Source organism: Halomarina salina (assembly GCF_023074835.1).
GTDB lineage: Archaea > Halobacteriota > Halobacteria > Halobacteriales > Haloarculaceae > Halomarina > Halomarina salina.
Genome location: NZ_JALLGW010000001.1, coordinates 2,556,195 through 2,579,874, shown reverse-complemented (window position 1 = coordinate 2,579,874; position 23,680 = coordinate 2,556,195). Strand labels below are relative to the sequence as shown.

Genomic DNA, 23,680 nt, shown 5'->3' with positions numbered 1-23,680 from the left:
GGACGCGATGGCCTACTCGGTCGCCTCGGCCCGGTCGGCGTCCTCGAGCGCCCAGAGGCGGACGTACGCCTCGACCGCATCGCGGGTGTTGACCTCCTCGATACCCTCGCTCTCGACGCGCTCGATGGTCTCGCGAGCGTCGGTCAGCATCCGTTCTTCGAGCGCTCGCTGGTCGGGTTCCTCGCGAACGTCGTTCAACAGGGCCTCGAAGTCCTCGCGGATGTCGAGCGAGGCCTGCGCCACGTTACACCGGGGGAGCGGCGACATCCCGGTGTCGAGGACGAGGTCGGTGACGAGATCCCAGTCCGACTCGCAGAAGTGGACCGACACCTCGCCGACGATGTCGCGCCAGGCTATCGGCCCCGAGTTCTCCATCGACTGTACCGCTCGCGGCGGGAGGTCGAGCCTGGCGACCGTCTCCCGGTCGCCGCAGAGACAACACGGCTTCTCCGTCTTGCCCGTGTACATGGGCAGCCGTACGAGCGGGGGGGCTTTGTCCTCTCCGGTACCGACGGTTCACGTCCCGCAGAGAACAGGTTCATCGTCGTGCGCGACCTCTCTAGCGGTCGATGAGGACGATACGTACGGAGACGGTCATCGATAGCCCGCCGTCGGCCGTCTGGTCCACACTCACCGACCTCGACGCCTACGAGGAGTGGAACCCACACCTCACGTCGGCCAGCGGCGAGCTGCGCGAGGGCGAACGGGTGACGATAACCGTCGACCAGAGCGGTCGGACGCGCACGCTCCGGCCGAGGGTGACGACTGTCGACCCGGAGCGCCGACTCCAGTGGGTGGGTCGGGTCGGGTCGTCGTGGCTGTTCGAGGGACGCCACACGTTCGACCTCGAATCGCTCGACTGCGGCCGGACGCTGCTGGTCAATCGGGAGGAACTGTCGGGCCTGCTCGTGGGGTTCGTTACCAGCGAAGACGACGAGGCGACCTACGAGTCGATGAACTGGGCGCTCGCCGAACGGGTCGACCGGGAGCAGACGACCGGGTCGTCTGCCGAGACGACGCACTGACGCTCGACGGCGGTCCGACGCTCGACGGCGGTGCGTCGAGGCTGTCGGGACGACAGGGGAGGACGCACCGTCGACCGGCGAACCACCGTGAGACGCCGTCACCCCATCCCGAATCGCTTAAGCGCGGGAGACGGAAAGCGAAGACATGGACACGGCCGAGCGGCGGGAACTGATGACCCGCTACACGGAGGAGGTCGTCACGGACGAGGAGCTAGCCGAGGTGCTGGACGGCGAGTCGCCCGAGGCCTACATCGGCTACGCGCCGACCGGCGAGATGCACATCGGCCACTTCACGACCATCCGGAAACTCGCTGACTTCCTCCGGGCGGGCGTCGACGTGACCGTCCTCGTCGCCGACCTGCACGCGCACCTCGACGACGAGAAGAGCCCGTTCGACCTGCTCGACGCGCGGACCGAGTACTACCAGCAGGCCATCGAGGCGATGGTCGACGTCGCGGGCGCGGACCCCGGCGACATCGAGTTCGTCCAGGGCCGCGAGTTCGAACTCGACCAGCCGTACACGCTCGACCTCTACCGGATGCTCGCGGACACGACCGTCTCCCGCGCCACCCGCGCCGGGAGCGAGGTCGTCAGGCAGTCCGACAATCCGAAACTCGGCGGACTCGTCTACACGCTGATGCAGAGCCTCGACGTGGCGGCGCTCGACGCCGACATCGCCTACGGCGGTATCGACCAGCGGGGAATCTACATGCTCGCCCGCGAGCTACTGCCCGACTACGGCTACGACAAGCCAGTCTGCGTGTTCGCGCCGCTCCTGTCGGGGCTGACCGGCGGGAAGATGTCGGCCAGCGACGCCGCCTCGAAGGTGAACCTCACCGACGACCGCGAGACGGTTCGCGAGAAACTCGGACAGGCGTACTGCCCGATGGGCGAGGTCGAGGAGAACGGCGTCCTGGAGTACGTCCGCTACCTCGTCTTCCCGCTGCTGGACGAGGACGGCGACCCGTTCGAGGTCGAACGGCCCGAGAAGTTCGGCGGGGACCTCGTCTACGAGGACTACGAGTCGCTGGAGGCGGACTTCGTCAGCGAGGAACTCCACCCGCAGGACCTGAAGAACGCGACGGCCGACTACATCGCCGACGCCGTCGCCCCCGTCCGCGAGCGACTGCTCGCCGACCCCGAACTGCTGGCGGCGGCGTACCCCGAGCAGTACGACTGACCCCGGCAGGAACCGGGACACGGCCCGTCCGTCCTCCTGCGGGTTCGAGAGGATGGATACCTTTACTACTCACCCCTCCCGTGATTCGACATTGACATGGCAACGGTGACGCGAGCAGCGATTCCAGCCGACGAGTTCGCCCTCCGACAGACGCTGGGGGACCACCCGGAGGCGAACTTCGAGTGCGAGCGAATCGTCGAGAGCGGGAACGAGGCGGTGATGCCCCTCATCTGGGCGCGTGACGTCGGTCGGGAGGAACTGGAGTCGAGTCTGGACGAGGACCCGGACGTGAAGGAGTACTCGCTCCTGGCCGACTTCGGCACCGAGATGCTCTACCGCATGGTGTGGGTCGACCACGTCCGACTGGTGATGGAGATGGTGACGACGCTGGAGGCGACGGTGATGAACGCCTACTCCGACGGGACGGAGTGGGAGATGCGCATCCTCTACCCGAACCGCGACGCCCTGTCGAAGACCAACGAGTTCTGCGAGAGCCACGGACTGACGTTCGAGGTCCTCCACGTTAGGGAGATGGACGGGGAACCGTCGGGTCGGTTCGGGCTCACGCAGGAACAGTACGTGGCGCTCACCAACGCCTGCGAGCAGGGCTACTACTCCGTCCCACGCGAGACGGACCTCGACGAACTCGCGGAGCAACTCGACATCTCCCACCAGGCGCTCTCCGAACGCCTGCGTCGGGGCACCGAAGTCCTCGTCGAGGAGGCGCTGCTCGTCGGTCCGCTGTCCGGTCGGTGACGACTCGCTGTTCTTCCGCCCGCCGCCGTTTCGATAGATGCTCACCCTCGGGAGTCGACGCGACTGTCCCGGTGTCATCCCTGTCGTGAGCCGACACGATTAATGCAGACAATCCGACGGAACGCCCTCCATCGCTCGATTCCCTGTGTGGGGTGCTCACACGGCCTCCTACGGTAATATTATAGTTTTGTAGCCATGAGGGAAGCGTATGACGCACACCTGCAGGAACTGCAAGCGGACGTTCACGTCTGAACTTGAACTCGAACTCCACCGCGACACCTGCTCGGACTCGCAGCTGTTCTGTGGGAAGTGCGGCGAGCGGTTCGCAGAGCGACGAGCGACACGAGACGGCTGGCACTACGAGTGCCCGAGCGAGGACTGTGACGGCTCCGGCATCGGCGAGGACCTTCGACGGGTACGCGACGCGATTACCGTCTCCCGGTAGGCCGACACCGCACTCGACGACCGAACCGCCCCGCGTTTCCCCCCTCTCCTGCAGACCGCCCCCGGACCGTGCGCCCTGTTCTCACTGCACTCACGCCTCTCGTGCGAGGTCGTCCAGCGTCGCCAGCGCCCGTCGACAGACGACTGCGTAGCCCGCGCCGAGCGGCGGAATCTCGAAGACGACCCGACAGCACCCCTCGCCGAGCGGTTCGACGCGGTGGCCCGTCGCCGGGAGCGTCGGCCCGAGGTCGAGCACGTTCCGGACCGCGTCGGTCAGCGGCGGACTCACCGACCACGTCCAGCGGTAGTCCGTACACGAGGTGATTCGAAACCGTGCCCAGGGTGTTCCCGGCGCGTCGAGCTGGACGCGGCCAGTCGTTCCCTGCTCGACGTACCGCACGTCGCAGTCGACGGCGCGGACGCTCGGCCCCCACTCCGGCCAGCGAGTCGTGTCCCGGAGGAGCGTCCAGAGCGCGTCGGCGGGGGCGTCGATATCGCGGGCGACCTCGACGCGCATCCCGTCGGACGTGCGGGAGAGCGAGAGCGACATGGGAGTCGCTACGCCGCCCGGTCCCTTCACACCGTCGTCGCCCGACAGCGTCACCGAATCGCCCCGTCCCGAGAGTTATACCGGTGCCCCGTGAGTCACCGGCATGGAGTACACCACGCTCGGAGACACGGGGATGACCGTCTCGCGCATCTGTCTGGGCTGTATGAGCTTCGGCACCAGCGACTGGCGCGACTGGGTGCTCGGCGAAGAGGAAGGGGTGGAACTCGTCGACCGGGCCATCGACCTCGGTATCAACTTCTTCGACACGGCCAACATGTACTCGCGTGGCGAGTCAGAGCGCATCCTGGGGAAGGCCCTGGAGGGCCGCCGCGAGGAGCAGGTCGTCGCGACGAAGGGGTACTTCCCGCTGGACGAGGAGGACCCCAACTCCGGCGGCCTCTCGCGCAAGGCCATCGAGAACCAGCTCGACGCCTCGCTGGACAGGCTCGGGATGGAGACGGTCGACCTCTACCAGACCCACCGCTGGGATTACGACACGCCAATCGAGCAGACCATGCGGGCGCTCGACGACGCGGTCCGTCGGGGGAAGGCCCGCTACGTCGGCGGGAGTTCGATGCACACCTACCAGTTCGCAGCGGCCCTCCACACGAGCGAGGTGGAGAACCTCGAACGGTTCGCCACGATGCAGAACCACTACAACCTGCTGTACCGCGAGGAGGAACGCGAGATGCTCCCGTTCTGCGAACAGGAGAACGTCGGCGTCGTCCCCTGGAGTCCGCTAGCCCGTGGCTACCTCGCCCGCCCGCACGAGGAGTTCGACGCGACGACCCGCGGGAAGTCCGACAGCCACGCCCAGTCGCACCCGTACTTCGAGGGCGGTGGGAAGGCGGTCAACGAACGGGTCCAGGAACTAGCCGAAGACGAGGGGGCGACGATGGCCCAGATCAGTCTCGCGTGGCTGTTCTCGAAGGAGTGGGTCGACGCCCCCATCGTCGGGACGACGAGTGTCGAGCACCTCGAAGAGGCCGTCGAGGCGCTCGACATCGACCTCTCGGACTCCGACGTCGCGTTCCTCGAAGAACCGTACGAGCCGGTCCGGGTCGCCGGCCACGAGTAACGTCGGTCACAGCACTGCACGCGCACTTCGTTACGTCTCGACGCACCCTTCTCAGTGGGTCAGCGGGAGTTCCGGTTCGAACCCCGCGAGGAACTCGTCGAACGGGTCGTCGGTCGCTGGTGGCGTCTGCGTGGGTGTCCGAGTGGTCTCGGGGGTGGCTGCCCTACGTGGGGCGATTTCGGCCACGCCCCGGTCGCGCTGGCCCGACGACGTGTAGGGAGCCAGCGTCAGTCGCATCGTCTCGCCGTTGAGTCGGGCCAGTTCCGGGCCGCCAGCGAACATCGTCTGGAGCCCGCGCGCCCAGAGCCTCGCGGTCCTCGTCGTCTCCGCCTCGCGCCACGCGTCGCTGTCTCGGTCGGTCATGGTGGTATCGCCGGGACGGGTGTCCCGTACTGACACACTGGGAACCGCTTCGAATAACCGTACCGTCCGTCAGTGCCGGTGACAGTCCTTCGAGCAGCTCTCTCGTGTGTCGGCGGGCGTTCTCGCCACGTCTACCGAGGAGCGGTCGGGAACGACAACGTCGAAATCCGTGGCCCGCGTAGGTCCGGTATGTCGCTGGTCGAGATGACGTGGCGGGACGCGCTGTTCGCCCACTGGCCGGTGGAACCGTCCGTCGTGGACCCGCGCCTCCCGGACGATCTGGACGTCGATACCCACGACGGACGGGCGTGGCTCGGCGTCGTGGGCTTCCTGATGGAGGACGTCCGTCTCCGCGGGATGCCGCCGTCGCTCGGCTTCACCTTCCCCGAACTCAACCTCCGGACGTACGTCACGCACGACGGAACGCCCGGCATCTACTTCTTCAACCTCGACGCCGGGGACCGCCTCGGGGTCGCCGCCGCGCGCCGACTCGTCAAACTACCGTACTACACCGCGTCGATGCGCATCACGGACCGCGAGGAGGGCTTCCGCTTCCGGTCGCGGCGCGTGGAGCGAGACGCACCGCCCCTCGCGTTCGACGCCGACTATGCCCCCCTCGACGAACCGCTCGCCGACCGGGAACGCGCCGAGTTCCTGACCGAGCGCTATCGCTTCTACACCGCCGGAGTCGACGCGGTGCGGGAGGGGTACGAGGGGTCGAGCGACCGCCTCTGGATCGGCGAGGTCCGTCACGACCCGTGGACGCTCGCACCGGCCGCCCTCACCGTCCGCCGGAACGGCTGCTTCCGGGCGAACCGGTTCGAGACGCCCGAGGGCGACCCGCTCTGTCACTACGCCCCCGGCGTCGAGGTGCGCGCCGACCGACTGCGGCGGGTCTGAGTCGGTCGGGGCGGAGTCGCTCGGGACGGAGTCGGTCACCGTGACGGTCGCTGGTGGGCCGGTCTTCGCTGGCTCACTGGCCTGCAGTCACTCGATTCACGGCTCCGTGTCCCACCCAGCTTTTTACCGCTACGCGTCGTCTGTACGACGATGAAGACCGCAGACGGCGACGCCGACCACGCGGTCGACCGGTCGGCTACGCCGGACGACCGCGAGCCGCTGACCGGGCCGATGCGGTCGCTCGACCCGCGAGTGCGCTACGTCTGGGGTGTACAGGCCATCATCTCGGCGGTCGTCGTCGGTGCCATCGTCGGAGCCATCGGCTACGCCGTCGACCGCCTCCTCTGGCCCGGCGTCGTCGCGTTCGTCGTCGTGGGCCTCCTCGCAGTCGGGTTCGCGCTGGCACGCTACCGCATCTGGCGCTTTCAGGTCCGGTCGGACTCGCTGTTCCTCGGCCGCGGCGTGCTGACGAGGGTGCGGACCGTCGTCCCCTACGTCCGTATCCAGCACGTCGACTCGAACCGCGGTCCACTCGAACGGAGCGTCGGTCTCGCCAGCGTCGTGGTCTACACCGCCGGGTCCCGCGGCGCGGACGTGACGATTCCGGGCCTGACGCCCGAGGACGCCGAGGAGCTACAGGAGCGACTGAAGCGTCTCGCCATCGCCGCCGAGGGTGAAGACGCCGTATGAGGCTCTCCCCGCGGTCGATACCGTACCGGGCGGTCGACTCGCTGTCGCGGCTCGTCTGGGTCGTCGTCATCGTCGCGTTCACCACCGACTCCTCGGTGGCTCCCCCGATGCTCGTCCTCGCCGGTGCGGTGGTCGCCGTCGTCGGCGTCTCGGTGGGGTATCACGTCCTCTACCTCCGGCGGTTCAGCTACGACCTCACGGAGGACACGTTCGACATCCGGTCGGGCGTCGTCTCGCGACGGACGCGCGAGATACCGCTCCGTCGGGTCCAGAACGTGGACATCGCGGCCAACCCGGTCCAGCGAGCGCTGGGCATCGCCGAGGTGCGACTGGAGACCGCCGGCGGGAGCGGCACCGAGGCGTCGCTCCGGTACGTCTCGCGGTCCGAAGCGCGCCGCCTTCAGGACGACATCGGTCGACGCAAGCGCGGAGAGTCGACCGACGAGACGCGGACGAACGACGACCGCGACGCCGAAGAGGCGCTGTACGCCATCTCACCGAAGGAACTGCTGCTGCTCGGGTTCGTCTCCGTCGACCTCCGTGTCCTCTCCTTCCTCTCGTTCGCGGTCCCGGTGTTCGCGCCGTCACTGGGCGACGTCGTCGACCCCGCTCGCCCGCTTCTGGTCCAGCTGTCGCCCATCACGCTCGGCGTCGGCGGCGTGTTCGCGCTCTACGTCGTCGCGGCGCTGGTCGGCGGGGCCGTCGCCGTATCGAACTACTACGGGTTCCGACTCTCGCGGGCGCACGACGAACTGCGCTACGAGCGCGGTCTCCTCCAGCGCTACAGCGGCACCATCCCGCTCGATAAGGTCCAGTCGCTCTCGGTCACGGCGAACGTCCTGGCGCGGGCCATCGGCTACGGGTCGCTCGCCGTCGTGACGGCGGGGTACGCGCCCGGCGAGGGCGGGTCGCAGTCGGCCGTCCCGTTCGCCGAACGCGGCCGCGTACTGTCGCTGGCGCGGTCCATCGAGTCGTTCGAGGACCCGTCGTACGTCCGCCCGCCGAAGCGAGCGCGGACGCGCTACGCCGTCCGGTACCTCGTCGTCGCGCTGGCCGTGGTGGCGCTCGCCTACGGTATCGTCCGGTGGACGCCGCTCGACGGCGCGTGGTGGGGGACGCTCGTCCTGCTGCCGGTCGTCCCCGTGGCTGCACACGCGACGTGGAGCGTGCGAGGCTACGCCGTTCAGGACGACTACGTCCTCGTGCGCAACGGCTACCTGGTCCAGCGCGAGGTGGTCGTGCCGTACCACCGCATCCAGACCGTCACCACCGCCGAGACGGTGTTCCAGCGCCGCCGCGACCTGGCGACGCTGGTCATCGACACCGCCGGGTCGGGCGGCCGAGGCGGTGACGACGCGAAGGCCGTCGACGTCGACGCCGACGACGCCGAACGCCTGCGGGTCGAGGTCGAGGAGCGACTCCACGCGGCGGTCGCCGAACGCCGCGAGCAGTTCCACCGCGAGCGGACCGAGTCGCTCCGGGAGGACCCGCCCGGCGAGACCGACCCGGAGCGGTCGTCGGGCGGCCACACGACGGACCCCGCCTGAACCGACACCGACGCCGCCCGCTACCGGCGTCGTCGCCCCGACCACCGCGCTCGGTGGGTGGTCACTCGTCTCGCTACGCCTGTTCCTCGACGGACCAGCCGAGCACCACGCCGTCGTCCAGTCGCTCCACGCCGTCCAGCGAGAGCCTCGGGAACGTCTCTCGGTCGACGAACCCCTCGCCGTCGGCGATGGTCGGAGCGTCGCGTCCGCCGAGGACGAGGCTGCCGACGTACAGCGTGAGGTCGTCGACCAGTCCCGCCTCGAACAGCGAGAAGACGAGTTCGCCGCCCCCTTCGACCATGAGGTCCTCGACGCCCGAGGACTCCAGTTCGTCGAACGCACGCGTGAGGTCCACGCGGTCCTCGCCGGCGACGACGACACTCGCACCTACCTCTCGGAGCGTCTCCACCCGCTCGCTCGGTGCGACCTCGCTCGCCAGCACCGTCGTCGGGGCGTCGCCCGCGAGGATGGCCGCGTCGGGCGGCGTCCGCGCCCGCGAGTCCGCCACCACGCGCGTCGGGACCCCCGACTTCTCGACCGTCTCCCGGTGCTCGCGGTCGAACCGGACCAGCGACGGGTCGTCTGCCAGCACGGTCCCGACCCCGACCAGCACCGCGTCGCTCTCGGCCCGGAGCCGGTCGACGCGGGCGAAGTCCTCGTCGCCCGAGATGCGTACCTGCTCGCGTCGCCGCGTCGAGAGCTTCCCGTCCGCGCTCACAGCGGCGTTGACGTGGACGTACACACCAGTACGTCAGAGAGCGACGACTAACCGGTTTCGTGTCTCGGAACGGCCACCTCTCGAACTACGGGTGGGACTGAAAGGGGCCGGCGCGAGGACGACGGCGCGGACGGGTGAGCACCGCAGGAACGAACGAAGTGAGTGACGAGGAGCGCGCCCGCCGCACCGACCCGAGCGTCCGGGGGCTTTCGGGGTAACAGTCGAGTCACAGTTCGGAGCACATCTGACCCCGAGACGGAACGAATACTCGAAGCGAGATCCTAGGCGCGAATGCTTTTTTAGGAGGTCGACCGAACTCTCAGACGATGGATATCGACCAGACTGCCGAGGAGCTCGCCTCCGACCTCGGTGTGGACAAACAGGAGGTCAGCGACGACCTGCGGAAGCTCGTGGAGTACGACGTCCCGATGGACGAGGCGGTTCAGAGCCTGCGCCGGAAGTACGGCGGCGGAGGCGGTGGCGGCGGGAGCGCTCCCTCGACCAAGGAGATCGGCGCGGTGTCGACGGACGACGCGAGCGTCACCGTCACGGGCCGGGTGTTGACCGTCGGGAAGCGCACCATCCGGTACCAGGGCGACGACTTCACCATCTTCGAGGGCGAGCTGGCCGACGACACGGGGCGCATCTCCTACACCGCGTGGAACGACTTCGGCCTCGCGGTTGGCGACACCATCCGCGCCGGCAACGCGGGCGTCCGCGAGTGGGAGGGGAACCCAGAACTGAACCTCGGCGACTCGACCGACGTCGAGACGCTCGACGAGGAACTCGACGTGCCCTACGAGGTCGGCGGCGACCGCTCGCTGGCCGACCTCTCGCCGGGCGACCGCGGCCGGACCCTCGAAGTGACCGTCGTGGAGGTCGAAGAGCGGACCATCGACGGCCGCGACGGCGAGACCGACATCCTCTCCGGCGTGTTCGCCGACGAGTCCGCGCGACTGCCGTTCACCGACTGGAACCCCCGCGAGGAGATCGTCGAGGGCGCGTCGCTCCGCGTCGAGGACGTCTACGTCCGGGAGTTCCGGGGCGTCCCGTCGGTCAACCTCTCGGAGTTCACCGTCGTCGGCGAACTCGACCGCGAGGTGGAGGAGCGCGCGACGGCCCGCCGCCTCGACGTGGGCGAGGCCGTCCGCGGGGGCGGCGCGTTCGACGTGGAACTCGTCGGCAGCCTGCTCGACGTGCGCGACGGCTCGGGGCTCGTCCAGCGCTGCCCGGAGTGCAACCGAGTCATCCAGAACGGGCAGTGTCGCTCCCACGGCGAGGTCGAGGGCGTCGACGACCTGCGGACGAAGGCCATCCTCGACGACGGAACGGGCACCGTCACCGTGGTGCTCGACCGCGAACTGACCGAGCGCGTCTACGACGGGACGCTGGAGGACGCGCTGGACCACGCCCGCGACGCGATGGACAAGGAGGTCGTGGCGGAGACGGTCGCCGACCGAATCGTCGGGCAGGAGTACCGCGTCCGCGGGTCGCTCTCGGTCGACGACTACGGCGCGAACCTCGACGCCGAGGAGTTCGACCGCGTCCAGGAGGCCGCCGAGGACCGTGCCGACGCGCTGCTCGCGGAGGTGGACGGATGAGTACGCCCAGACGGTCCTGCTCGCGCACTCTCGTGCGCTGCGCGGGCTGCGACTGCTCTACTCACACTCACCACCAGGGGTGGTTCGCGTGAGTTCGACGCCCGGCAACCGCGAGGTCGCCTACCGCCTGTTCGCCGCCGAGTTCGAGGAGGCGAGCTACTCGTACTCCGAGTCGGACGAGGAGCGTGCGCCGAACTACGTCGTCACGCCGACGGGCGCGCGCGTCAACCGCCTGTTCGCCGCGGGCGTCCTCACCGAGGTCGCCCAGGCCGGCGACAGCATCCTGCGAGCGCGCGTCGTCGACCCGACGGGCGCGTTCGTCGTCTACGCCGGGCAGTACCAGCCCGAGGCGATGAGCTTCCTCGACGACGCCGAGACGCCGTCGTTCGTCGCCGTGACTGGTAAGGCCCGAACGTTCCAGCCCGAGGATTCGGACCTCGTCTACACGAGCGTCAGGCCCGAGACCGTCAGCGAGGTGGACGCGCCGACGCGCGACCGCTGGACCGTGACGGCCGCGAAACGCACGCTCGAACGCATCGGCGTGTTCGCCGCCGCACTCGAGACGGGGCTGACCGGCGACACGCTGGCCACCGCGCTCCGCGAGGCGGGCGTCGACGCCAGCCTCGCCGCCGGCATCCCCATCGCCATCGAGCAGTACGGGACGACGACGGCGTACCTCGCGGCGCTACAGGAGGTGGCGCTCGACGCCGTCCGACGCGTCGCCGGGGAGACCGACGAGGTGCGCGAACTCGATATCTCGCCCGGCGAGGGCGGCGACGAGTCCTTCACGCCCGCCATCCCCGCCGACGTCGACGTGTCGGTGGCGGCGGCCGGCGTGGCCGACAGTGCGAGCCCAGAGGGGTCTGCAGACGGTTCAGCCCCCGAATCCGGGACGCCGGAACCAGCGGCGGCGACCGACGAACCGGACGCGACGGGCGACCCGGTGGAGGAGCCGTCCTCGGAACCGGTCGAGGAAGGCGTCGACGCGGGCGAGGAGCCAGCGGGCGAACCGGTCGCCGAGGAGGAGTCGTCCGCTCCGAGCGCGTCCGACGAGTCGGCAGCCGCCGAGTCGCCGTCGGCCGAGGCAGCACCATCCGGGGCAGAGCCGACGGAAGCAGAACCCTCGGGAACTACACCGACGGGGACGGAACCGACGGAGGCAGAACCGACCGAGGCGGAGGAGACGGTCGCGGACGCCGCAGAGACCGTCGACCCCGACACAGAGTACGAGGACGACGGGACCGAACCGGTCGAGGCTCCGGAAGCAGACGAGGAGTCGACCGAGGAACCGTCGTTCGAGGAGCCCGAACCGGAGTCCGGTGACGCCGACGCGGGAGCCTACGAGATGGACGAGGAGACCCGCGAGGAGGTCGAGTCGGAGTTCGGCACCGACTTCTCGACGGGCAACGAGGTGGACCCGGCCGGCGAGGCCGACATCGAGACGCCGGACGCGGACGACCTCGACGAACCCGCCAGCGAGAGTGACGAATCAGCGGTCGCCGAGACAGGTTCGGAGGCCACCCCGGCCTCCGAACCGGACGAGCCCTCGTTCGAACCGGCCAGCGACGACGAAGCGACGGACGTGGACGCGACGGCGAGTGGGTCGGAGCCGGAACCTGCGTCCGAGACAGAACCTGCGTCCGAGGCAGAACCGAAGACCGAACCCGAACCCGAAACCGACGCCGGAGACACGGAGCCAGCGGACGAATCGGATGCAGACGCAGAGGCCGACGCCGACCTCGACACGGTCCTCGTCGAGGAGATGAAGGCGCTCGACGACGGTGACGGTGCGCCGCGCGAGGAACTCGTCGCCCGCGTCGGTGACCGAACCGGCGCGGACGAGTCGACGGTCGACGACGCCATCCAGGACGCGCTGATGAGCGGCCAGTGCTACGAACCCGAGGACGGCCGGCTCAAACCCATCTGAACGGTGTTCGAACCGGTCCCGGACGAACCGGTCGGCGTCGCCGACTGCGGGGGGGAACGTGCGCTGGTGGTCGCCGACTACCACGCGGGCCTCGAAGTCGCGCTGCGCTACGACGGCGTCGAGATTCGCTCGCAGGCCAGCGACCGCCGCCAGCACCTGCTGGAACTGCTCGACGCGACCGACGCGGACCGCGTCGTCTTCCTCGGGGACCTCGGGAACGCCATCGGGAACCCCTCGCGCGAGGAGCGCCAGGAGTTGACGACGCTCCTCGGGACGGTCAGCGAGCGCGTCCCCGTCACCGTCGTCAAGGGGAACCACGACGGCGACGCCGAGGCGTGGGCCGCCGAGAGCGAACGCGACCACCCGGTCGAGGTGACGCCGACGAACGGCATCCGCCTCGGTGACGTCGGCTTCGTCCACGGGCACACCTGGCCCGCACCGGAGGTAGCCGCGGCGAGCGTCGTCTGCATGGGCCACGAACACCCGAAGATACGACTCGAAGACGAGGTCGGCGGCGCGCGAGCCGAGCGCATCTGGTTGCGCGGCCCGCTGGCCCCTGACCCGTTCGTCGAGCACTACGGAGAGGCAGACCGGGAGGAGGAGGAATCACGCGACCAGTACGACGTCACGGGCGAACTCGTCGTCTGTCCGGCGTTCAACGACCTGCTCGGCGGGACGTGGACGAACGCGGGCCAGGGGTTCCTCGCGCCGTACCTCCCCGCAGGAATGCCCGATGCGCAGGCGTACCTGCTGAACGGGACGCGCCTCGGCCCGTATCAGAACGTGTAGAGGAGTTCGAAGAGCCCGACGGCGAACAGCGCCAGTCCGGTGAGTGCCATCCCGTACGACCGCCATCCGGGTTCGGTCGGCGCGCCGTGACGCTCTGGCCGTCGTGCGGCAGTGACGGCGAGGACGACGGCCGCAGCGCCCGTGAGTGCGAATCCGGCGGCGAGCACGCCGAGACCGTCGGCCCGGACCCTGGCGACGCCCCGGCAGAGGAACCCCAGGCCGAACCCGACCCACCCCAGCCAGTAGGTGTCGGCGGCGTTCATTGCCCACCTCTCCACGCCAGCCACTAAGTCGGTTCCGACGCGACGGCCCGGTCCTCCCGACACGACGTGGCGACCACAGAACCGCCGAGAACGCCACCGAACCGGCAGGCGACGGCCTTTTTTCGATTCGTCCCCATCGCTAGAACAGTGAGCGAACACCGGGCAGGGATGGACGCGTTCGCCCACCTCGGCGACCGCGTCCGGTCGGCGCTGTCGAAACGCGGGTTCGAGACGCCCACCGAGCCACAGCGCCGTGCGATTCCCGCGCTGGCCGACGGCGGCCACGGCCTCGTCATCGCGCCGACGGGCACCGGGAAGACGGAGACGGCGATGCTCCCGGTGTTCGACGCCATCGTCCGCGAGCGAGAGGACGAGGGCACCCCCTTCGGCATCTCGGCGCTCTACATCACGCCGCTCCGGGCGCTGAACCGCGACATGCGCCAGCGACTGGACTGGTGGGCGGAGGAACTCGGGCTGGACGTCGACGTCCGTCACGGCGACACGACGCAGTACCAGCGGGGGAAACAGGCCGACGACCCGCCGGACGTGCTGGTGACGACGCCCGAGACGTTACAGGCGATGCTGACCGGGAAGAAGCTGCGACGGGCGCTGTCGGACGTGAGCCACGTCGTCGTCGACGAGGTGCACGAACTCGCGGCCTCGAAGCGGGGCGCGCAGATGGCCATCGGACTGGAGCGACTGCGAGAACTCGCGGAGGAGTTCCAGTGCATCGGCCTCTCAGCTACCGTCGGTGACCCCGAGGAGGTCGGGAGGTTCCTCACGGGCGACCGTGGCTGCTCTATCATCGAGGTGGACGCGGGGAGCAACCTCGACCTGCGGGTGCTGACGCCCGAGGTGACCGTCGAGGACGAGCGACTGGCGGGGAAGCTGATGACGAAACCGGACGTGGCGAGTCACGTTCGGGCGATACGGGACATCGTCGAGGAGAACGACTCGACGCTCGTGTTCGTCAACACCCGACAGACCGCCGAGGCGCTCGGGTCGCGGTTCAAGAAGCTGGAGACGAACATCGGCATCCACCACGGGTCGCTGTCGAAGGAGGCCCGCATCGACGTCGAGGACCGGTTCAAGTCCGGGGCGCTCGACGCGCTCCTCTGTACGTCGTCGATGGAACTCGGCATCGACGTGGGCCGCATCGACCACGTCGTCCAGTACCAGTCGCCCCGCGAGGTGTCCCGCCTGCTCCAGCGCGTCGGGCGCGCGGGCCACCGCCGGGACGTGGTCTCGCAGGGGACGATCATCGCCACGATGCCCGACGACACGTTCGAGTCGCTGGCCATCTGCCGGCGTGCGGAGCGGGGGCAGGTCGAACCCGCGAACATCCACCACGGGAGCCTCGACACCGTCGCCAACCAGGTCGTCGGCCTCGTCATGGACTTCGGAGACATCGGCGCGATGCGGGCCTACGAACTCGTGACGCGGGCGTATCCGTTCCGCGACGTGACCCGCGAGCAGTTCCGCGACGTGGTCCGGGAGCTCTCCTCGAACCGCATCCTCTGGATAGACGAGGAGGCAGACGAACTGCAGAAGTCGGGCGGGACGTGGCAGTACTTCTACGCCAACCTCTCGATGATTCCCGACGAGGCGACGTACGCCGTCGAGGACATGGCCTCGGGGCGGCAGGTCGGGACGCTCGACGAACGGTTCGTCGTCAACTTCGCCCAGCCGGGGGAGGTGTTCATCCAGCGCGGCGAGATGTGGCGCATCACCGAGGTGGACGAGGAGGAGGAGGCGGTGAAGGTGACGCCCGTCGAGGACCCCGGCGGCGAGGTGCCGTCGTGGGTCGGCCAGGAGATTCCGGTACCCTACGACGTCGCACAGGACGTCGGCGACCTGCGATACGACGCTCGCTCGCGGTTCGACCGGGGCGAGGACAGACCGACCGTCTCCCGGTGGGTCGCCGAGGGCTACCCCACCGACGACCACACGGCGAGCGAGGCGCTCGAACAGCTAGAGCGCCACACGCAGGCGATGCCGTCGAGCGACCGCCTGATGGTCGAGTCGTACGGCCGCGAGATAGTGCTCAACGCCTGCTTCGGCCACAAGGTCAACGAGACGCTCGGTCGCCTGCTGTCGGCACTGCTCGGGCAGCAGACCGGCTCCTCCGTCGGGATGGAGATCGACCCGTACCGCATCGAACTGGAGGTGCCGGGCGGGACGAGCGCGAGCGACGTCCTCGCGCTCCTCCGGCAGACGGACCCCGACCACGTCGCGAGCCTCATCGAACTCTCCCTGAAGAACGCCGACGCGCTGAAGTTCAAACTCGCGCAGGTCGCCGCGAAGTTCGGGTCGCTGAAGCGCTGGCAGGGGAAAGGCTCCCGACAGTTCGGCCGCTCGCGCCTGCTCGAAGCGCTCCGCGACACGCCGATGTACGACGAGGCGGTCCGCGAGATTCTCCACGAGGACCTCGACGTCGACGGCGCGGCGGACGTCCTCCGCCGCGTCCAGTCGGGCGCACTCACCGTCGAGACGGTGACCGAGCGAACTCCTGTCGGGATGGGCGGGCGCTCGTCGGGACAGGAGCTCTTGAGTCCGGAGAACGCCGACGCGAGCGTCATCGAGACGGTCCGCGAGCGCATCCAGGAGGACAACGTGCTGCTGTTCTGTCTGCACTGCCAGGAGTGGGAGCGCCGTCAGGAGGTCCGGCGCGTCGCCGACCAGCCGGAGTGCCCGCTCTGCGGGTCGACGCGCGTCGCGGCGCTCAACCCGTGGGCCGACGAGGTGGTCGACGCCGTCAAGCGCGCCGAGAAGGACGACGAGCAGCGCAAGCAGACCGAGCGCGCCTACCAGTCCGCGAACCTCGTCCAGAGCCACGGCAAGCAGGCCGTCGTCGCCCTCGCGGCACGCGGGGTCGGCCCGCACAACGCCGCGCGCATCATCGCCAAACTGCGGGAGGACGAGGACGACTTCTACCGCGACATCCTCCAGCAGGAGCGCCGCTACGCCCGGACGAAGTCGTTCTGGGACTGACGTCACCGGGGCGACTCCCGCTCGGACTGGCCAGCGAGGGGACACCTCGCTACCCTCCAGTTTATCGACGCCGGGGCGACAGCTGTGCCTCTGGTCAGTCCAGCCGGGAGACGTGCTGCCGTCGCAGTCGCCGTCGTCGTCGTGACCGTCGCTGGCTACGTGCTCGGTGGGTACGATGGCTTCTCCGTCTCTCTCGTCGTCGGTGGGGGCTCTCGGTCCTCCTCGCCGAGACGCTCGTCGACGAGCAGGAGAAAGGGGCCACTCGACCAGACGACGCCCGGTGACCGAATCGCTTCGGCAATATTCTCGAAATCGATACTGACACGAAATGTTATCAGTGTGGCCTCGGTCGTCGGTGCATGGACTTCAGTCGTGGCGGACGCAGCAGAATCGTCGTCGGCGTCGTCTGCATCGTCTCGCTCCTCGGGTCGGCGGTGGTCGCACAGAACTCGCTGTTGACGACGGTCGGCAGCCAGGTGAACCTCGGTGACCTCGGCGGTCTCGTCTTCGTCGCGTGGGTGACGCTCCTCCTCCTGGTCACCATCGGCAGGGTCGCCGACGTCGAACCGGAAGAGAACGAGTAAGGGCGAGAGCGGACGTAACGAGGGGACACAGGGGGCGCAACCGTGGAGGGGGAAAGCGTCGGCGGGAACGCATGTCGAACGACTGGCTTGTTCGGTATAAGCTTTCAGTTGATTAAAACGTCAGTGAGAGATACCTCAACAGATAGCCGAGTAGGCGACCAGTTCCCCGTCGCTGACCTCCACGGTGCCGCCGCCGTGACACTCGTCGGTCTCGAACCAGACGCTCGCGGACTGGTTCCCCATCGTCGCCGTGACCTCGTAGCCGACGTTTCCGGGTCCGTCGAGGGAGTCCGTGTTGAACACCTCGCGTCGGCCGGTGCCCGCCGAGAGGTCGTACGTCTCCTCGTGGACGACCGCCCCGTCCGACTCGCGGACGACGCGGACCGAGACGGTGTGGTCGGTCTCGTCCCGGTTGCTCAGTCTGACCGCCTTGTCGCGGTCGACCGACCGCTCTGCCTCGGCGACCCAGTCGTCGAACGTCGTCCGCTCCACCGTCGGACGCTCCGATACTTGCGTGGCGGTCTCGTTCGCCGTCGACCGCTCACCGTCTCCGAGACAGCCAGCAGTCGCGACGAGCGTCCCGGAGAGTGCGAGGAGGTAGCGTCGTCTCGTGGGGGCCATGTGACGACCGAGTCGAACGGCCGGCATAAGCTTTCAGTGGATATGACAGTCAGAACGGTGGGGAAGGTCGACTACCGACCGCTCCCTGGCGGTTCGACCTTCGAGCGTGCGTCCTCGAAGTGTTCACGCGAGATGCGAATCTCGTCGGCGCGTTCGTTCGCTTCCTCCGGACCGACGTCCGTTGCCAGCGCGCGGATGGCGAACAGCGACGCCTGCCGGACGAGCGCTTCGAGGTCCGCGCCGGAGTAGCCCTCGGTCTCGGCGGCGAGTTCGTCCAGGTCGATGTCCTCGCCGAGCGGCTTCCCCTCGGTGTGGACCGAGAGGATGAGTCGGCGGGCAGCCTCGTCCGGCAGGGGGACCTCGACGTGTGACTCGAACCGGCCGGGACGGAGGAGTGCGGGGTCGATGGCCTCGTAACGGTTCGTCGCCGCGAGCACCACCAGATTCGGGTTCGACGCGAGTCCGTCGAGTTCCGTCAGGAGCTGTGAGACGACGCGCTCGGTCACGTCCTGCTCGCCGCCGCGGGCGGCCGCGATGGCGTCCACCTCGTCGAAGAAGACGATGGTCGGCGCGGTCTGTCGGGCACGGTCGAACACCTCGCGGACCGCCTTCTCGCTCTCGCCGACGTACTTGTCGATGAGTTCGGGGCCGGCGACGTGGATGAAGTTGACGCCGCTCTCGCCCGCGATGGCGCGGGCGAGCAGCGTCTTCCCGGTGCCGGGCGGTCCGTAGAGGAGGATGCCCGTCGGCGGGTTGGTGTTCGTCGCCTCGAACAGGTTCTCGTAGGAGAGCGGCCAGATGACCGACTCGCGGAGGGTGGCCTTCGCCTCGTCGAGCCCGCCCACGTCCTCGAAGGTGGTGTTGGTCGTCTCGACGACGTACTCGCGCATCGCGCTCGGGTCGACCGCGGCCATCGCAGCCTCGAAGTCCGCCCGCGTGACCGTCAACGGGGTGTCGGGGTCCTCGTCGCGTTCGTGGCGGTAGCGCCGCAGCGCGGACATCGCGGCCTCGGTCGACAGCGTACGGATGTCCGCGCCGACGAACCCGTGGGTGCGCTCCGCGAGGCGGTCGAGGTCCACGTCGTCGTCGAGCGGCATCCCGAGCGTGTGGACGTCCAGAATCTCGCGACGGCCCTCCTCGTTCGGGACGCCGATCTCGATCTCGCGGTCGAACCGGCCACCACGACGGAGGGCGGGGTCGATGGAGTCGACGCGGTTCGTCGCGCCGATGACGATGACCTCCTCGCGGCCGGACATCCCGTCGAGTTCGGTCAGCAACTGGGCGACGACGCGGTTCTCCATGTCGGCGTCGTCGTCGCGTTCCCCCGCGATGGAGTCGATCTCGTCGATGAACAGGATGGCCGGCGAGTTCTGGCGCGCCTCGGCGAACTTCTCGCGGATCTTCTCCTCGGAGTCGCCCTTGTACTTCGAGACGACTTCGGGACCGGAGATGGTGAAGAAGTTCGCCGACACCTCGTTGGCGACGGCCTTCGCGATGAGCGTCTTCCCGGTGCCGGGCGGGCCGTGGAGCAGGACACCTCGCGGCGGGTCGACGCCGAGTCGTCGGAACAGGTCGGGTTCGGAGAGCGGGAGTTCGACCATCTCGCGGATGAGCTCCAGCTCCTCGTCGAGTCCGCCGATGTCCTCGTAGGTGACGTCGGTCTTCGGTCCGTCCGCCGTCGGCCGGGACGTCGCCCCGCCGAGTTGCTCCTCGACGTCGGACGAGGAGGAGGGAGAACCGGACGAGGAACCGCTGCCGCGACGGCGCTGCCCGCCCGAGGACCCCTGCGAACTCTTGAGTTTCCTGCTGCCGGTCTGGACGGTGACCCGCGTCTCGTCGACGACCCTGACGACCGTCTCGGGGCTGGTGGACTCGACGCGCGCCTCGACGCCCGTGTCACTGAGCGAGACGCTGTCGCCGATCTGGATGGGTCGCTGGAGGAGGCGTCGCTTCACGTAGTCCGCGAGGTCGGCGTTCGTGACCTCCGGCGTGTTCGGCAGCGACACCATGACGCTGTCGGCGTCGTCGACGTCCTCCTCGCGGACGGTGACGGTGTCGCCGATCTTCACCGACGCGTTCTGTCGGGTGCCCGCGTCGACCTTCACCGCGCCGTCCTCGCCGCCGGGCCACACCTTCGCCACAGTCTCGCGTTCGCCTTCGATGACGATGGTGTCACCGCTCAGCACGCCGAGCGTCTGCATCGTCGCGTTGGAGAGTCGTGCGATACCGCGACCCGCGTCGCGCTTCTCCGCACCTTGGACCGCGAGGTCCACGCCACGTGTCATACCACTCGTTTCGTGCCTGCTGACTTTATCCCTCCGCCGGAGTAACGCATTTGACCCACCACGTTGGACCCGGTGCCATGGTGAAAGCGGAGGAACGGGACGATATGACGTGGTACAGCTGTGAGGGCTGTGGGCTCATGTTCGACGTCGAGGACGACGCGAAGCGCCACGAGGAGCGCTGCGACGCGAAGGAGCCGACCTACCTGCAGTGAGCGACTGACTCGGACGACGGGGGAAGACCGAGCACGGGGGGCAGACTGAGACGGGGACACACTATACGGAGGGACGGACCACGAGGGGAGCGGAGAACTCCTCAGTCGGCGCACTCGACGTCGACGAGCGCGCCACACCGCGAACAGCGCTGCGGCGGGGTCCCTGCTTCGCATCGCCCCGCTCGACCATCCTCGCTCCCCTCCCGCCCTCGCTCGTTCGTCGCCTCGATGAGACCCTCGCCGATGATGCCCGCCGGGAGGGCGACCAGTCCGACGCCGACGACGGCGACGGCCCCGCCGAACACCCGCCCGAGCGTCGTCACGGGGTAGACGTCGCCGTAGCCGACGGTGGTGAGCGTGACGACGCCCCACCAGAGCGTCGCCGGAATCGACGAGAACGTCTCGGGCTGGGCACCGCGTTCGAGGACGTACATCACCGTCGAGGAGAGCACGAGCGTCACCCACGCGGCCGACAGCGAGACGAGCAGGTCGCGACGCTTGCGCCCCACGACCACCCAGAGGAGTCGGATGGAGCGAGCGTACCGCGCCATCTTCAGCAGTCGCGCCATCCGGAGCAGTCGGGCCGCCCGGACCAGCGTCGCGTCCTCGACGACCACGACGAGGTACGACGGTGCGATTGCCAGCAGGTCGAGGAGGAGAAACGGCCGGGACGCGAACCGTACCCGGTCGACGACGGGACGGTCGTACGTCGGTGCCTCCACGCACGACCAGACCCGCGCGAGGTACTCGACGGTGAAGGCGACGACGGTGACGCGGTCCACGAGGGAGAAGACGGGCGCGTACGCGAGTGCCAGCGAGTCGACCGTCGACGCGCCGAGGGCGACGACGTTCAGCACGATGAGCGCCGAGACGACCCGGTCGACCCAGCGGCTGACCGGGCCGTAGTCCGGGGTGAGCAGTTCGTAGGTGCGGCGACGGAGGCGGCGATACGCGTCCACCTCGGGGCCGACACGGCGCATCGAGAAAACAGCCGACGACCGTCCGGGGGGTCTGACTATCGCACCGAGCGTTGGACGACGACGCTCACTCCTCGGCGACGAGTTCCCAGGACTGCTCGCCGAGTCCGTCCTCGGCGAAGACGAAGACCCGTCCGCGGGCCGCCTCCGGGTCGCCGTCGACGGTGACGCGATACGAGTCGACGCTGACGTCGACGCCGGGGAACACCGTCGTCTCCTCGCCCGCGTCGAGGATGACCCGGCCGACGCCGGAGTCCTCCAGTATCTCGTCGGAGGTCTTGCGGTCGTTGACGTAGACGATGACGCCCTCGGTCTGGGTCGGGTCGGTGACCAGGACGTGGACGTCCTTGCCCGGCGGCGTCGTCACCGGTTCTGCGGACTTCTCGGGGACGCCGTGGTAGAACACCGACCGGCCGTCGGCGTACTCCACCTCGACGCCCTCGGCCTGCAGGGAGACGGGGAGACTGTCCGGGGCGATGTCGTTCCGGAGGCTCATGGCTCCGAGTTACCCACGAGACGGGAAAAGCACCGCGTTCGTCGGTCCCGGCACACTCGCCGCGACCTCGGTCACTGCCGCTCCCTGTTCGCGGCTATCGCCGCGACCTCGGTCACTACCGCTCCCTGTTCGCGGCTATCGCCGCGACCTCGGTCACTACCGCTCCTTGCTCGCGGCTCTCGCCGCGACCACCACCCGTAAGTCCTCACGCGAGAAGGTTGGCCTGATGCGGACCGGACGAGCGAGCGCCCCTGCAGCGGGCACCGTGTTGAACGCACTCGCCACGGGCACCGGGTCGGCGTTCGCCATCGACGCGCACACGACCGCCACCGTCGAGTTCGAGGCGACGCCGACGGACCACGACGAGCGACGCGTCACGGGCGAGATAGCGGACGCGCCCGACGCCGACACGCGCCTGATAGAGCGGTGCGTCGAACTGGCGGCCGAGGTGGCGGGCGAACCGATTCCCGCGGGCGGCGCGAGCGTCGGGACCGAGAGCGAGATACCGATGGCCGCGGGGCTGAAGAGTTCGAGCGCGGCCGCCAACGCGACGGTTCTGGCGACGTTCGACGCACTCGGCGTGGCCATCGAGGACGGCCCGGACCCGACGGTCCCCACCGAGGGGACCGACGACGAGGACGAGGCGACGCCCGACTCCGTCTCCCGCGTGGACGCGTGTCTGCTGGGCGTTGCGGCCGCGCGCGACGTCGGCGTCACCGTCACCGGCGCGTTCGACGACGCCAGCGCGTCGATGCTCGGCGGCCTCACCGTGACGGACAACGACGAGGACACGGTGCTCCACCGCGCCACCCCGGACTGGGAAGTGGTCGTCTGGACGCCGCCGGAGCGGGCGTTCTCCGCCGACGCCGACGTGGAGCGCTGTCGGGCCGTCGCCCCGATGGCCGACCTCGTCGCGGACCTGGCGCTCGACGGGCAGTACGGTCGGGCGATGACGGTCAACGGCCTCGCGTTCTGCGCGGCGCTCGACTTCCCGACCGACCCCATCGTCTCGGCGATGACCGAGGTGACGGGGGTCTCGCTGTCGGGGACCGGCCCGAGTTTCGTCGCCGTCGGCGAGGAGCGGGGCGTCGAGACCGTCCGGGAGCGGTGGGACGCACTGGACGGCGAGACGTGGCGGACGACGACGACCACCGACGGAGGGAGACTGGGATGACCGAGCACACACCCGACACCGACAGCACAGTCGTATCGACCGACGAGATGGACCTCGACGAACTTCGCGAGGAGATACGGAGCATCGACCGCGAGATCGTCGAACTCATCGCACAGCGAACCTACGTCGCGGACTCCATCGCGCGGGTGAAGACCGAGCGTGGCCTCGCGACGACCGACGAGAGTCAGGAAGAGGCCGTGATGGCCCGTGCCGGTGAGAACGCCGAGCGGTTCGACGTCGACGCGAACATGGTGAAGGCCATCTTCCGACTGCTCATCGAACTGAACAAGATAGAGCAGCGGAACGAGCGGTAGTCGGATACGGACGTGTCAGCAGTTCCACCGTCTTCTGAATGGTCGGAGCCTCTTCGGCTATCTGTGCTCGTCTTCCTCGATAGGTGAGAGAACGCAGTTCCATCGCTACGCGTGCCTGATCGGAGGTCTGGGAACGACGACGAAGGTCCGAGCGACTCCCAGAACGAAACGACAACAGGAACCCTTGTCGGGATT

25 protein-coding genes are annotated in these 23,680 nt (G+C 68.9%); 16 read left to right on the top strand and 9 right to left on the bottom strand.

The genetic code is table 11. The features are described from left to right. Positions 1 to 12: 12 nt before the first annotated feature. On the bottom strand, positions 13 to 468 hold the full coding sequence (locus MX571_RS13255) for a DUF7960 family protein (RefSeq protein WP_247417502.1): 456 nt from the start codon (positions 466 to 468) through the stop codon (positions 13 to 15). A gap of 101 nt (positions 469 to 569) precedes the next feature. On the opposite strand from MX571_RS13255, the gene MX571_RS13250 reads away from it, so the two are divergent. From MX571_RS13250 to MX571_RS13235, 4 genes are all read left to right on the top strand, one after another. Beyond that, the gene (locus tag MX571_RS13250; RefSeq protein WP_247417500.1) at positions 570 to 1,025 is read left to right on the top strand and encodes an SRPBCC domain-containing protein; all 456 of its coding nucleotides are present in this window, start codon (positions 570 to 572) and stop codon (positions 1,023 to 1,025) included. Between the two features lie 145 nt (positions 1,026 to 1,170). Beyond that, complete coding sequence (locus MX571_RS13245; protein WP_247417498.1) at positions 1,171 to 2,205, top strand: tyrosine--tRNA ligase; 1,035 nt, start codon at positions 1,171 to 1,173, stop codon at positions 2,203 to 2,205. A gap of 96 nt (positions 2,206 to 2,301) precedes the next feature. Continuing rightward, entirely contained in the window at positions 2,302 to 2,961 is a 660-nt protein-coding gene (locus MX571_RS13240; protein WP_247417495.1) for a helix-turn-helix domain-containing protein, read from the top strand. Positions 2,962 to 3,169: 208 nt separating this feature from the next. Continuing rightward, positions 3,170 to 3,406 carry an HVO_2901 family zinc finger protein gene (locus MX571_RS13235; RefSeq protein WP_247417492.1) on the top strand — a complete coding sequence of 79 codons (237 nt, stop codon included), beginning with the start codon at positions 3,170 to 3,172 and terminating at the stop codon, positions 3,404 to 3,406. 90 nt (positions 3,407 to 3,496) lie between these two features. On the opposite strand, the gene MX571_RS13230 is transcribed toward MX571_RS13235, so the two are convergent. After that, positions 3,497 to 3,955: an SRPBCC family protein gene (locus MX571_RS13230; RefSeq protein WP_247417490.1), complete on the bottom strand. Its 459-nt coding sequence runs from the start codon at positions 3,953 to 3,955 to the stop codon at positions 3,497 to 3,499. A gap of 103 nt (positions 3,956 to 4,058) precedes the next feature. On the opposite strand from MX571_RS13230, the gene MX571_RS13225 reads away from it, so the two are divergent. Further along, positions 4,059 to 5,033 carry an aldo/keto reductase gene (locus MX571_RS13225; RefSeq protein WP_247417488.1) on the top strand — a complete coding sequence of 325 codons (975 nt, stop codon included), beginning with the start codon at positions 4,059 to 4,061 and terminating at the stop codon, positions 5,031 to 5,033. A 51-nt stretch (positions 5,034 to 5,084) separates the two neighbouring features. Here the strand turns inward: MX571_RS13225 and MX571_RS13220 are convergent, their stop codons facing one another. Then, a complete protein-coding gene (locus MX571_RS13220) occupies positions 5,085 to 5,396 on the bottom strand; it encodes a hypothetical protein (RefSeq protein ID WP_247417487.1) in 312 nt (103 codons plus the stop codon). A 189-nt stretch (positions 5,397 to 5,585) separates the two neighbouring features. Between MX571_RS13220 and MX571_RS13215 the strand changes: the two genes are divergently transcribed. The 3 genes from MX571_RS13215 to MX571_RS13205 all read left to right on the top strand — a co-directional run bounded on the left by MX571_RS13215 (position 5,586) and on the right by MX571_RS13205 (position 8,533). Continuing rightward, a complete protein-coding gene (locus tag MX571_RS13215; RefSeq protein ID WP_247417483.1) occupies positions 5,586 to 6,296 on the top strand; it encodes a YqjF family protein in 711 nt (236 codons plus the stop codon). A 231-nt stretch (positions 6,297 to 6,527) separates the two neighbouring features. After that, entirely contained in the window at positions 6,528 to 6,986 is a 459-nt protein-coding gene (locus tag MX571_RS13210) for a PH domain-containing protein (protein WP_247418494.1), read from the top strand. Continuing rightward, on the top strand, positions 6,983 to 8,533 hold the full coding sequence (locus tag MX571_RS13205) for a PH domain-containing protein (RefSeq protein WP_247417481.1): 1,551 nt from the start codon (positions 6,983 to 6,985) through the stop codon (positions 8,531 to 8,533). Before MX571_RS13210 ends, MX571_RS13205 begins: the two co-directional genes overlap by 4 nt. A gap of 73 nt (positions 8,534 to 8,606) precedes the next feature. Here MX571_RS13205 and MX571_RS13200 read toward each other — a convergent pair whose 3' ends face one another. Then, the gene (locus MX571_RS13200) at positions 8,607 to 9,275 is read right to left on the bottom strand and encodes a 2,5-diamino-6-(ribosylamino)-4(3H)-pyrimidinone 5'-phosphate reductase (RefSeq protein ID WP_247417480.1); all 669 of its coding nucleotides are present in this window, start codon (positions 9,273 to 9,275) and stop codon (positions 8,607 to 8,609) included. Between the two features lie 302 nt (positions 9,276 to 9,577). Between MX571_RS13200 and MX571_RS13195 the strand changes: the two genes are divergently transcribed. The 3 genes from MX571_RS13195 (at position 9,578) to MX571_RS13185 (ending at position 13,568) form a co-directional block, all read left to right on the top strand. Next, the gene (locus MX571_RS13195; protein WP_247417479.1) at positions 9,578 to 10,852 is read left to right on the top strand and encodes a Single-stranded DNA binding protein; all 1,275 of its coding nucleotides are present in this window, start codon (positions 9,578 to 9,580) and stop codon (positions 10,850 to 10,852) included. Between the two features lie 88 nt (positions 10,853 to 10,940). Then, a complete protein-coding gene (locus MX571_RS13190; RefSeq protein ID WP_247417477.1) occupies positions 10,941 to 12,779 on the top strand; it encodes an RPA family protein in 1,839 nt (612 codons plus the stop codon). Positions 12,780 to 12,782: 3 nt separating this feature from the next. Further along, complete coding sequence (locus MX571_RS13185; protein WP_247417474.1) at positions 12,783 to 13,568, top strand: metallophosphoesterase; 786 nt, start codon at positions 12,783 to 12,785, stop codon at positions 13,566 to 13,568. Here MX571_RS13185 and MX571_RS13180 read toward each other — a convergent pair. Beyond that, positions 13,556 to 13,831: a hypothetical protein gene (locus MX571_RS13180; protein WP_247417472.1), complete on the bottom strand. Its 276-nt coding sequence runs from the start codon at positions 13,829 to 13,831 to the stop codon at positions 13,556 to 13,558. The two genes, MX571_RS13185 and MX571_RS13180, sit on opposite strands and share 13 nt — an antisense overlap. A 168-nt stretch (positions 13,832 to 13,999) precedes the next feature. Here MX571_RS13180 and MX571_RS13175 point away from each other — a divergent pair, with 168 nt between their 5' ends. Further along, positions 14,000 to 16,822, top strand: a complete 2,823-nt coding sequence (locus MX571_RS13175; protein ID WP_247418493.1) for a DEAD/DEAH box helicase — start codon at positions 14,000 to 14,002, stop codon at positions 16,820 to 16,822. 359 nt (positions 16,823 to 17,181) lie between these two features. Continuing rightward, on the top strand, positions 17,182 to 17,406 hold the full coding sequence (locus tag MX571_RS13170) for a hypothetical protein (RefSeq protein WP_247417470.1): 225 nt from the start codon (positions 17,182 to 17,184) through the stop codon (positions 17,404 to 17,406). A gap of 135 nt (positions 17,407 to 17,541) precedes the next feature. On the opposite strand, the gene MX571_RS13165 is transcribed toward MX571_RS13170, so the two are convergent. Both MX571_RS13165 and MX571_RS13160 read right to left on the bottom strand, forming a co-directional pair. Then, complete coding sequence (locus MX571_RS13165) at positions 17,542 to 18,027, bottom strand: Ig-like domain-containing protein (RefSeq protein WP_247417468.1); 486 nt, start codon at positions 18,025 to 18,027, stop codon at positions 17,542 to 17,544. 71 nt (positions 18,028 to 18,098) lie between these two features. Beyond that, the gene (locus MX571_RS13160; protein WP_247417466.1) at positions 18,099 to 20,312 is read right to left on the bottom strand and encodes an AAA family ATPase; all 2,214 of its coding nucleotides are present in this window, start codon (positions 20,310 to 20,312) and stop codon (positions 18,099 to 18,101) included. 77 nt (positions 20,313 to 20,389) lie between these two features. Between MX571_RS13160 and MX571_RS22445 the strand changes: the two genes are divergently transcribed. Continuing rightward, entirely contained in the window at positions 20,390 to 20,524 is a 135-nt protein-coding gene (locus MX571_RS22445) for a DUF7128 family protein (RefSeq protein ID WP_282594489.1), read from the top strand. 101 nt (positions 20,525 to 20,625) lie between these two features. On the opposite strand, the gene MX571_RS13155 is transcribed toward MX571_RS22445, so the two are convergent. Continuing rightward, positions 20,626 to 21,504 (bottom strand): ion transporter, encoded by an 879-nt coding sequence (locus MX571_RS13155; protein WP_282594488.1) that lies wholly within the window; start codon positions 21,502 to 21,504, stop codon positions 20,626 to 20,628. 64 nt (positions 21,505 to 21,568) lie between these two features. Beyond that, positions 21,569 to 21,997, bottom strand: coding sequence for a DUF5796 family protein (locus tag MX571_RS13150; RefSeq protein ID WP_247417464.1), 429 nt, complete (start codon positions 21,995 to 21,997; stop codon positions 21,569 to 21,571). Between the two features lie 226 nt (positions 21,998 to 22,223). On the opposite strand from MX571_RS13150, the gene MX571_RS13145 reads away from it, so the two are divergent. Continuing rightward, positions 22,224 to 23,171 carry a shikimate kinase gene (locus MX571_RS13145; protein ID WP_247417462.1) on the top strand — a complete coding sequence of 316 codons (948 nt, stop codon included), beginning with the start codon at positions 22,224 to 22,226 and terminating at the stop codon, positions 23,169 to 23,171. Further along, complete coding sequence (locus MX571_RS13140) at positions 23,168 to 23,485, top strand: chorismate mutase (RefSeq protein WP_368409022.1); 318 nt, start codon at positions 23,168 to 23,170, stop codon at positions 23,483 to 23,485. Before MX571_RS13145 ends, MX571_RS13140 begins: the two co-directional genes overlap by 4 nt. Positions 23,486 to 23,680: the final 195 nt, after the last annotated feature.